Below are 10,279 nucleotides of genomic sequence, written 5' to 3' on the forward strand. Positions count from 1 at the left end.
CCGCCGAGCCCGAGCCGGTGTCGAAGTACACCGGGCCCGGAACGCTCCCGTCCTCCAGCAGGACACCGATCCAGCCCTCGTGCGAGGCCCCGAACACCTCCGCCGTCCACGACTCACGACCCTCCACGACACCCTCCCACCAACCCGGCCCCCGGGCGCGGTCCGACCGGACCCGCCCCCGCTCCGACCATGCCCCGGCCGACCACCGCAGCGGGCCCGAACCCACAAACGGGCCCCCGTCTTGTGGACGGGGGCCCGCGTTCGGGGCGCCGGGGGGGCATCGCACCGTCTGTACGGTGGGCCCGGGCGGGGGCTACTTCGCGCAGGTCTCCTGGGTGACCTTGCCGCCGGCCGTGGCGGCGGTGGCCGGGTCCATGGAGAGGCACAGGCCCGTCCAGTTGTTGATGAACTGGTAGGCCGGACGGGACCCGGTGGCGGTGGCCAGCTTGGTCGGAATGATGTTCCACATCTGGCTGCCCGAGAACCAGCGGCCCTCGCAGTCCCACCAGAACAGCTGGGTGCCGGAGCCGGGCGCGGTGCCGTTGTTGTAGGGCACGGTCAGGCACTTGCCGTTGCTCGCCTTGATCCAGAAGTGGCCCTTGGGGTCGAACGACGTCGGCTGCTCGGCGCCCCACTGGTGGCTGCTGGGCGGGGTCGACTGGCACTCGCGCTGGGTGACCAGGCCGCCGGTCTTGGAGCTGTCGAACTCGGGTCCGCGGACCATGCAGCGGTTCGTGTACAGGCTGTTGACGTAGGTCTTGTTGTCGTTGACCAGCCAGATCGTACGGTTGCCGCCCTTGACCGCGTTGGCGTCGTTGTGGTCGATGATCGCGTTGACCAGGCCCCAGCCGGGGAAGTCCATCATCACGATGCCGACCCGGCCGGCACTGCTGTTGAGGTGCTTCATCAGCTGGTAGTTGACGCCCAGGACGTCGGTGGTGACACCGCCCTGGACCGACCGGTAGCCCCCGGCGTAGTCGGACGGCAGGTGACCGGCGGGGACGGTGGAGGAGGACGTGTACGTCAGGTACGTGTCACCGGCCCGGCCGCTGACGGCCTTGGTGACGTTGCTCTTGACGTAGCCCCACTTCTCCGGGACCGTCGACGCCGCCCAGTGGTCTTCCTTGTTGCCGTTGAACCCCGCGATCCCGTAGCTTTCGTCGGCTTCGACGTTGTCGAAGCTGCCCAGGACGATCTTGCCGCGCACCTGGCCGAGCGTGGGGACCGCGGCCTGGCCGGTGCCGGCCGACCCGGCGTCGTAGAAGAGCCCGGGGTACTTCTTCCGGTAGTCGGCGAAGATGTCCCGGACCCGCCCCGGAGTCACCGTGTTCGGGTCGTTCGTGCAGTCGGTGATGCTCCCGGACCCGTACGGGCACTCGGCCCGCAGGCGCATCACGACCGCCTCGGTCGGGTGCTTGCCGAGGAAGGACTTGGCCTTGGTGAGGACGTCGTCGAAGTTGGCTTCCTGGTAGTAGGCGCTGTGGTGGACGGTGAAGTACTTGTTCTCGGTGACGCGTACCCGGATGTCGATCGCCCGGATCCCCCGGTCCAGCTGTGCGGCCAGGGTGTTCGCGCTGTCGCCGTAGTCCTCCTGCGTCTGCACCATGGCCCCGCCGTGGATGGCGAGCGTGTCGTGGGTGCCGGGGATGGACATGTTCGAGAGCGCGGTGTCGTTGGCGATGCCCCACATCCACTCGGCCCGTTCCGGGGACCCGAGGTTGCGGTACGCGTCGTTGTTGGTCGACCCGGCGGCCTCGGCGGTGGTGGGGGTGAGCAGCGCGGCGCCCAGGGCGAGGGGGGCCAGGAACAGCGCGCCCAGGCGTCTGCCCGCGCGGCGTGCGGCGGAGATCGGATACATCGAGGTGTTCCCCTGAGTTCTTCCGTGCGGATGTTCCGTACGGTGACGTGGCGTGCCATGGCTCCCAGGGGTCACACCGGGTGCTTGCACGGGACCGGACCGCGAGGCGAAGGCGCCCGGCAGAACGTCCCCCGCCTGCCTCCCACGGTGGGGAGGGCGGTGTGGGACGTCCTGCCAGGGGGTGTGGCGCCTTCGCGCTCGGAGCTCCAGTCAACGCGGGCCCGGGGAAACGGAACAGGAAGTTTCGCCTGCAAAACTGTGGCCCTCGCACTTTTGCGGTGGGGGGCGGGGGCACGGGCCCGGCAGGTCGCGGGGTGTTACCGGGCCTGCGGGGCCCCCGGGTCGGCGAGGGTCCACGCGCACAGGCACGCCCAGGTCAGCGCGACTGCGGCGGCCTTGGCGCGGGCGGGCCGGCTGGGCAGGGACGACCCGAACACCAGGGCGTCGCCGAAGTCGACCGCGGTCCGGGTCGCCACGACGGCCCGCAGGGCCGACGGGGGCGCGACGAGCATGGCGGCCCCGATCAGCGCGTCCCGCGACCCGATGGCCCGGGTCAGAGCGGCCTGGGCCGCGCCGTCGGGCAGCCGGCACGGGCCGGTCAGCCACGTCGGGCGCCAGAGGATCGCCGCACCGTAACCGAACGTGGCCGCGCCGAGGATCCTCGCTGCTGCAGTACGCATGTACCCGCTCCGTTCCGGTGCCGACCGTCGCGAACCCCGCAGGCGGGGCAGGCTCCCGTTCCGGCGTCTGCCCGGCCGTGGCGTCCCTACGCACGCGCGGATCGCGGATCCTCGCGGCCTTCGAAGGGGAACGAGGAGTCCCCGAGCGTCACCCCGGGCGTGGATGCCCGATCGACGCGAGGACTGGCCGGAGGCCTGCGGGGAACACGCACGGTGAAGGCGGCGGTGTGAGAGGAGCTGGCACATGAAGCCGGACCGAGCGCGACGAGAACCCGGGACGCAGCACGGCCCGCCCGTACCGGACCCGCCCGTACCGGACAGGGGCGCCGCGACCGACGAGCACGGCCGGCGCCCCGGCAGTCCATCCCGGACGGGGGCCGACGGATACCCCCCGGCCGACGCGGCGAGAGTGCAGCGAGCGGACGAAGAGCGGGAGCAAGAGCGGGAGCGTTCATCAGAGGAGAAGCGAACCGGCCCGTCGGGGTGACACGCCAGCGGGGGGAGCCATCAGGGCAGCGGGGTGCCGCCGGTGGCCCTGACGACCTCGCCCGGGATGCAGCTCGCCGCCGATGAGGCGAGGAAGACGTGGGCGGGCGCTGGGCCGTCCGGACGCGAGCGCCGAACGTCCCCCTCCCTCAGGTGGGAGCCCTCGCATGTCGTCGGCCGACCGTGCACGGGAGGGCCTCGTGGTGTGATTTTGTCGGGTGGACGGGAAGCGGACGGGAAGGAGAACCCGCAGATCCCTTGGAGGCCGATGTGTCGGATGATCAGATCGAGTTGGCGCAGGTGCTGGCGGCCGCGGAGGCCGCCGCTCCGGTTGACTCGCTCGACGTGGTGGCGCGCAACCTGCGGGACCGTTTCGGGGCCGTGTACGTGTCGTTCCTGTTCGTCGACGTCGTCGGGCGGCGGCTGCTACGGGTCCACGACACCGCCGGAGTGCTTCCGGAGAACCGCGCCGAGCGGATCCCCCTGTCCCACAGCGGCGCCTACGACGAGGTCCTGCGCGCCCAGCGCCTGGTACTGGCCGGGGACGGCGAACAGGGCCTGCGCGTCCTCGCCCCGGTGACGAACCGCGGCGACACCATCGGAGTCCTGGAGCTCTTCCTCCCCGGCGACGCCGCCCCGGAGATCCTGGCCCGGGTGGAGGAGGCCGCGCACGCGCTGGCCTACATCATCGTGACCGACCGCCGGTTCACCGACCTCTACCACTGGGGCAACCGCACCACCAAGGTCAGCCTGGCCGCGGAGATCCAGCGCCAGCTCCTGCCCGCCGCCGCCTCCTGCGAAGCCCCCCAGTTCTCCCTCGCGGGCGCCCTGGTCCCGGCCGCCACCATCGCCGGTGACACCTACGACTACAGCCTCGACACCCACGCCCTGCACCTGTCGATCACCGACGCCATGGGCCACGACACGAACGCTTCCCTGATGGCCACCCTCCTCGTCAACGCCTCACGCGGCGCCCGCCGCGCCGGGGAGGACCTCGCCGAACAGGCCCGCCAGACCCATCAGGCCCTCCTGGACCACGGCAACCGCACCTTCGCCACCGGCCAGCTGCTGCGCATCGCCCTCGACGGCAGCGGTGCCCAACTCGTCAACGCGGGCCACCCGCGGCCGTTCCTGCTGCGCGACGGCGTGGTCACCGAGGTGCCCCTGGCCGTGAACATGCCGTTCGGCGTCGACCACCCCAGGCACGGCGCCTACCGGGTCCAGGACCTCGACCTGCGCCCGGGCGACCGGCTCCTGCTCCATACGGACGGCATGCAGGAGCGCGAAGCCGCAGCGGTCGACCTGCCCGCCCTCCTGAGCAAGAGCGCCGCCGAGCACCCCCGCGAGGTCGTACGCTCCCTGGTCGGCGCGGTCGCCGACGCCTACGACGGGCGCCCGCCCCGGGACGACGCCACCGTCCTGTGCCTGGACTGGTACGGCCCCGGGCCCGGTCCCCGCGACGAAGACTGATCCCCGGGCCCCCGGGACGCCCCCACCGGCAGGGTGCGCGGGGGCGTGCCGGGGGATGTGGCGGGCAGACGCGAAGGGCACGGTGCCGGGCGGCGCAACATGACCGGCCGCCGGCGACCCACCCTCGTACGGAGGCCTTCCATGTCTGGTCCCACCGCCCCCGACCGGCTAGCCGCCCTGTCCGACGCGGGGGTCTCGGTCTGGCTCGACGACCTGTCCCGAGAGCTCCTGGCCGGCGGCGGGCTGGAGAAGCTGATCGCGGACAGGCACGTGGCCGGGGTGACGACCAACCCGACGATCTTCGCCTCCGCCCTGTCCCGGGGAGACCGCTACACCGCGCAGCTCCGCCGTCTCGGGGCCGCGGACACCGGCGTCGACGACGCCGTCTTCGCGCTGACGACCGACGACGTCCGTGACGCCTGCGACGTCTTCGCCCCGCTCCACGAACGTACCGGCGGCCTCGACGGGCGGGTTTCGATCGAAGTCGACCCGCGCCTTGCCCAGGACGCCGACGCGACCGTCGAGCAGGCCCGCAGGCTGTGGGAAACCGTGGACCGGCCGAACCTGTTCGTGAAGATCCCGGCCACCACCAAGGGTCTGGTGGCGATCACCGCCGCCGTCGCCGAGGGCATCAGCGTCAACGTCACGCTGATCTTCTCGCTGGACCGCTACCGCCAGGTGATGGACGCCTACCAGGCGGGCCTGGAGCAGGCCCGCTCGGCGGGACGCGCCTTGGCGGACATCCACTCGGTCGCCTCGTTCTTCGTCTCCCGCGTCGACACCGAGGTCGACCGCCGCCTCGACGCCCTCGGCACCCCCGAGGCCCGGGCGCTGCGGGGCGAGTCGGCGGTCGCCAACGCCCGCCGGGCGTTCCAGGCGTACGAGCAGATGCTCCTGGAGCCGCGCTGGCAGACCCTCGCCGCGGCCGGGGCGCGCATGCAGCGTCCGCTGTGGGCGTCCACCGGAGTCAAGGACCCCGCCTACCCCGACACGAAGTACGTCAGCGAGCTCGTCGTGCCCGGCACCGTGAACACCATGCCGGGCGCCACGCTGGCCGCGTACGCCGACCACGGCCCCCTCCCCGGCCCGGCGCCGGCGCCGGCCGAGGACGCGTTCGCGGCCGCTGCGGCGCACTTCGAGGCACTCGAGCGGGTCGGCGTCGACTTCCAGGACGTCACCGACACCCTGGAACGCGAGGGGCTGGCCGCGTTCGAGGCCAGCTGGTCGGAGCTCGGGGCATCGGTGGAGCGCGCGATGCACTCCGGAGGCGAGCGGCCCGGGGACGGCGGCCCGGGTCGGGGCGGTGCTGCCGATCGCGACGGTCTGCTGGCCGTCTACCTCAACGACCACTATGCGGGTGCGACCGGCGGCCTGGAGCTGTTCCGTCGGGCCGCGAAGGCGAGCGCGGGCGAGGCGGACGGCGAAGTGCTGTCGGGGCTGGCCCGACGGGTCGATGAGGACCGGGACGCGCTGGCGGAGATCATGACCGCGCTGGGCGTGCCCGTCAGCCACTCCAAAGCCGCCATGGGCTGGCTCGCGGAGAAGGCGGGCCGCCTCAAGCCCAACGGGCACGTGGTCTCCCGCTCCCCGCTCACCGGCATCGTGGAAGCCGAGTCGATGCTCGTGGCCGTCCACGGCAAGGCGGCCGGGTGGCGCACCCTGCGGGCCCTGGCCGAAACCGATGAGCGTCTCTCCGCCACGGCCCTCGACAGGCTGCTGGAGCGCGCCCACCAGCAGGCGAATCTCCTGGAAGAACTGCGAAGCGCGGCGGTCACCCGGGTCCTGCACGCCCGGCCCGGCGCCGCGGCCTAGTCCCAGGTCTGGCGGGGTCCGGGAGGCGGGGATCCGCTTGGTCAGGCGCGGCAGGGTCAGCGGGGTCTCGCTGGCCTTGAACATCCAGGCCATGGAGACGAATCCCGAGCAGTCCGGGTGACGGGGCCGGCGGTCTTCGTCCGGACCTCTGCCGCCGTCGCACCGGCCGCACTGCCGGCCCGCGCCGCGGAGCGGGTCGGCGCCGTCGTGAACGCGGCGATGAGGCAGGCCATCTTCCTCAGCCCCCCAACCCCGTTCGTCCCCGGACGGGGCAGCACCCGACGGCACCCGCCGGACCGGCGCGGCCGGGGCCTCAGGTCCAGGCGACGGCCACGACGGTCGCGGCGGCCGTGGACGTGGCCACGGCGTAGAAGGCCCACGCCCGCTTGTTGCGCATGCCCACCAGTGCCGTCGCGGCCACCAGGACGTCCAGGGCCAGCTTCACTCCCATCTTCGGGTCGTTCACCGGCAGGTCCAGGGACGCGCGGGCCCATATGAGGCCCGCGCCGGTGACCAGTTGGACGACGGCGCTGGTCACCACGTAGCCGCCGGTCACCGGGTCCTTCGCGCGCGTCTGGTAGAAGATGCCGCCGAGGAGCGCGGCGAAGCCGAAGAGGTGGAAGACGAGGAGGACGTGGCGGAGGATCTCCATGGCAGTGATCTTTCTCTAGCGTGGCCGGACGGTCTTCTGGGCTGGAACCCGGCTGCCGTCGTGGCGGCCGCCTTCCGCACCCGAGACGAGTCAGCGGCTCCGTCTGTGACATCCGCGGGCCGGGACGGCAGGAGAGGTGGATCACATCGCGCGCGCCGTGGTGTCCGCAGGCCGGCCGGTTGCGCCGAACCCGCCCCGTACGGAGCGGAGGCTGCCATGATCAACGGGGATCGGGCGGCTCGCGGGGGCGAGCCCCGGCCGCCCGGGAGGCTCCGGCGCTGCCGGCCCGGTCGGGCGCTTGGACCGCGAGGGGGAATCGGCATGGACAAGACCGGGGAATTCGAGGCGCTGCGGCCCCTGTTGTTCTCGATCGCGTACCGGATCCTGGGCAGTGTGAGCGAGGCCGAGGACGCGGTGCAGGAGAGCTGGCTGCGCTTCGACACCTCGTCCACCCGCCCGGTGTCGGCCAAGGCGTTCCTGTCGGCGACGGTGACCCGGATCGCCATCGACGTCCTGCGCTCCGCCCGCGTGCGCAGGGAGGAGTACGCCGGACCCTGGCTGCCCGAGCCGCTGCTCGACGATCCGTACGAGGACCCGGTCCGGGCGGCGGAACTGGCCGACTCGGTGTCCATGGCGGCACTGCTGCTGCTGGAGCGGCTCAGCCCGCTGGAGCGGTCCGTGTTCGTGCTGCGCGAGGTCTTCGCCTTCGGCTTCGACGAGGTCGCCACGGCGGTCGGACGTTCGGAGGCGGCCTGCCGCCAGCTGCTGGTGCGGGCGCGCCGTCACATGCACGAGGGGCGGCCGCGTTTCGTGGCGGACCGCCAGGAGCGCCACGATCTGGCGGAGAAGTTCTTCGGGGCCATGTCGCGGGGAGACGTGGACGGGTTGCGGAACCTGCTGTCCGCCGACGTCCAGCTCGTCGGGGACGGCGGCGGCAAGGCGCCGCTGCTGGCCCGGGCCGTCGCCGGGGCGGAGAACGTGGCACGGCTGCTCGCCACCATCCGCCCGCTGATGACGAGCACCGGCGTCACGTTCGAACCCCGCGAGGTGAACGGACAGCCGGGGGCCCTCTTCCGCGACCGTGACGGCCTGGTCCTGCGCGTCATGGCCCTCGACGTGCTGGACGGGCGGGTGCGGGTGATCCGCTCGGTCATCAACCCGGACAAGCTCGGCCACCTCGGCCCGGTCGCCGACCCGTGGGCCGTCCACCGGGAAGTGCGGGAGGTGCGCGGACGGGCGCGCTGACCGGCCGGGTCCGGCGGACGCCGGGGTAGCATCAACGCAGCTGATATCGGGGGGCGTTGATGGCTCGTCTACTGCGCGTGGCGATACCGGTCCTGCTGCTGGGGCTGCTGCTCTGGTACGCCTCGTACGTCACCACGATCGCGGTGTGGGAACTGCGCAAGCTCTTCTCCTGGCTCTCCGTGCCCCTGCTGCTCGCGGGCCTCGTCTCGCTGCCGTGGCTGGCCGCGGGCCGGCTGCACGCGAAGCGGGGGCGGGACTCGGCCGGTACGACGGCGCTCACGGCCGTCGGGTGTGCGGCCGTCGTGGTGGGGGCCGCCCTGGCGGTGGGCTGGTGGGTGTACGGCTCCTACCTCCAGGACCGCGCCTACATGGCCGACGTACGGATCGTGTCCGAGCCGGTGCCCGAGTTCAGCGCCCGCGCGCCCTACGTGGTCGGCAAGGCGCAGGCCGCCCCGCACCTGGGCGACGTCACCGGCGAGATCTCGGACATCACCTACCTGCCCGACTCCGGCAAGTTCGCCACCCTCGTCGAGCGGCGCGGCTGGCTGTCCGGGTACGAGGTCGGTCTGGTGCAGGACATCCCGCTGGGCGGCGAGAGCCGCAGCCGGCAGCGGTGCGCGTTCGACGTGGACGTGGCCGACGCGCGGATCGGCGGCTGGTTCGGCCACAACCTCGGCCGGAAGATCTCGGCCGAGAAGCGGTGGCTGCGCTTCGACGGCGACGACGCGTACGTGGTGTGCTCGGGCGACACCCCGACCGTGGTCGTGCCCCTGAAACGCCAGACCGGCGTGTTCGTGGTGACCGAGCGGCCCGCCGGGGTCGCCCTGTACGACGGCAAGACGGGAAAACTCACCCTGGCCTCCGACACCTCGGCGGTGCCGGGTCCCTCGTACCCGCTCAGCATCGCGGCCCGCCAGCGCGAGGGGACGGCGGCGGTGGGCAGTTTCGCCGACTGGTGGTTCGAGCGCAGCGGCTGGGACGCCTCCGAGGACGGCGCCAACGCGGGCAACGAGTCGGAGTTCACCCTGCGGTACCGCGACGAGTCGGGCGGCAGCGCGTACGTCACTCCGCTCACTCCGCAGGGTGAGGCCAGCTCGGTCGTGGCGGTGTCGACGGTGCCGACGCGCCACCAGGGCGGGCGGCTGGCCCCGATGACCGTCCACCGGCTGGACCCGACGTGGTCGTCGCCGAAGGCGCTGGTGGCGCTGATCAAGGCGGAGTACCGGGACGTCTGCTGCTACAACGACGACATGGTCTTCGAGGTGGTGCCGACGGGGGGCAGCACCTGGACGGCCACCATCGGCAGCGAGCAGAACATCCGGTACCGGGTGGAGGGCTCGGGCCAGGTGAACGGCCGCGAGGCGACGTGCCTCAAGGCCGCCGACGGGGCGCTCATCCGGTGCGCGTACGCGGCGCCCGGCTCCGCGGAGGAGGCCGAGCTGAAACGCCGTGAGCAGCAGAAGCAGGAGGCGACGGACCCGGCGAAACCACGGGACCCCGGCGATCTGACCGCGTACACGGCCGAGGAGCTCGCCGAACTGAACCGCCGGGTGTCCGAGGAGGTCGGGCGCCGCCTGAAGGGCTAGTCCTTGGGCGGCACCGCGCCGATCCGGTCACCCTGGAGGCCGTGCGGCGCACCGTGAGCGGCCGTCAGCCGGGCGGGCGGCGGGGGCGGGTCCGTGCGGGCGGCCGGGGGGCGGTGTGCCGGACCGGCGGGGATCTGGGGGCATGCCGGTCCGGCTTTACACGTACCCACGTATTGTCCGATATCCGGAGTTGATGTCCGTAAATCGATCGCCGATCTGCGATCGTCCTTCATTCCTGGCAGGGTCAGGCCTTGTTGGGCTCTCCGCGAGAGCCCCGGGTCAGTCAACTCCTTCGATTCGAAAGCGAGTCCTGTCATGCGTTACCGCTCGGCCACACTCTCCGCCGCCGCTCTCGCCCTCCTGTGCCTGGCCGGCCCCGGGGGGGGGGGGGGGGGGGGGCCCCCCCCGCCCCCCCCCCCCCCCCCCCCCCCCCCCCGCGCCGCCCCCCGGGGCGGCGCGCCCCCCCCCGCCCCCCCCCCCCCGCCGCCCC

General features: G+C 72.8%; 6 protein-coding genes and 1 pseudogene. 4 read left to right on the top strand and 3 right to left on the bottom strand.

The genetic code is table 11. The features are described from left to right. Positions 1-313: 313 nt before the first annotated feature. Positions 314-1,858, bottom strand: a complete 1,545-nt coding sequence (locus ACGFXC_RS26470; protein WP_393716767.1) for a phosphatidylinositol-specific phospholipase C domain-containing protein — start codon at positions 1,856-1,858, stop codon at positions 314-316. Positions 1,859-2,175: 317 nt separating this feature from the next. Then, positions 2,176-2,538: a hypothetical protein gene (locus ACGFXC_RS26475; protein ID WP_393716769.1), complete on the bottom strand. Its 363-nt coding sequence runs from the start codon at positions 2,536-2,538 to the stop codon at positions 2,176-2,178. A 756-nt stretch (positions 2,539-3,294) separates the two neighbouring features. Here ACGFXC_RS26475 and ACGFXC_RS26480 point away from each other — a divergent pair. Further along, complete coding sequence (locus tag ACGFXC_RS26480) at positions 3,295-4,494, top strand: PP2C family protein-serine/threonine phosphatase (protein WP_393716771.1); 1,200 nt, start codon at positions 3,295-3,297, stop codon at positions 4,492-4,494. 141 nt (positions 4,495-4,635) lie between these two features. Continuing rightward, positions 4,636-5,742 (top strand): annotated as a pseudogene (tal, locus tag ACGFXC_RS26485) (transaldolase); the annotation flags it as partial. An 877-nt stretch (positions 5,743-6,619) separates the two neighbouring features. Here the strand turns inward: tal and ACGFXC_RS26490 are convergent. Then, positions 6,620-6,958, bottom strand: a complete 339-nt coding sequence (locus ACGFXC_RS26490; protein WP_393716773.1) for a hypothetical protein — start codon at positions 6,956-6,958, stop codon at positions 6,620-6,622. A 321-nt stretch (positions 6,959-7,279) separates the two neighbouring features. Between ACGFXC_RS26490 and ACGFXC_RS26495 the strand changes: the two genes are divergently transcribed. Together ACGFXC_RS26495 and ACGFXC_RS26500 are read left to right on the top strand one after the other, a co-directional pair. Beyond that, entirely contained in the window at positions 7,280-8,203 is a 924-nt protein-coding gene (locus tag ACGFXC_RS26495) for an RNA polymerase sigma-70 factor (protein ID WP_393716775.1), read from the top strand. A 59-nt stretch (positions 8,204-8,262) separates the two neighbouring features. Continuing rightward, positions 8,263-9,789 (top strand): hypothetical protein, encoded by a 1,527-nt coding sequence (locus tag ACGFXC_RS26500; RefSeq protein WP_393716777.1) that lies wholly within the window; start codon positions 8,263-8,265, stop codon positions 9,787-9,789. Positions 9,790-10,279: the final 490 nt, after the last annotated feature.

The sequence above is a fragment of the Streptomyces sp. NPDC048507 genome, assembly GCF_043199995.1.
Taxonomy (GTDB): domain Bacteria; phylum Actinomycetota; class Actinomycetes; order Streptomycetales; family Streptomycetaceae; genus Streptomyces.

Bases quoted from the DNA above. Each gene is read 5' to 3' on its own strand.
- ACGFXC_RS26470 (WP_393716767.1), bottom strand. From the start codon at position 1,858: ATGTATCCGATCTCCGCCGCACGCCGCGCGGGCAGACGCCTGGGCGCG.
- ACGFXC_RS26495 (WP_393716775.1), top strand. From the start codon at position 7,280: ATGGACAAGACCGGGGAATTCGAGGCGCTGCGGCCCCTGTTGTTCTCG.
- ACGFXC_RS26490 (WP_393716773.1), bottom strand. From the start codon at position 6,958: ATGGAGATCCTCCGCCACGTCCTCCTCGTCTTCCACCTCTTCGGCTTC.
- ACGFXC_RS26500 (WP_393716777.1), top strand. From the start codon at position 8,263: ATGGCTCGTCTACTGCGCGTGGCGATACCGGTCCTGCTGCTGGGGCTG.
- ACGFXC_RS26475 (WP_393716769.1), bottom strand. From the start codon at position 2,538: ATGCGTACTGCAGCAGCGAGGATCCTCGGCGCGGCCACGTTCGGTTAC.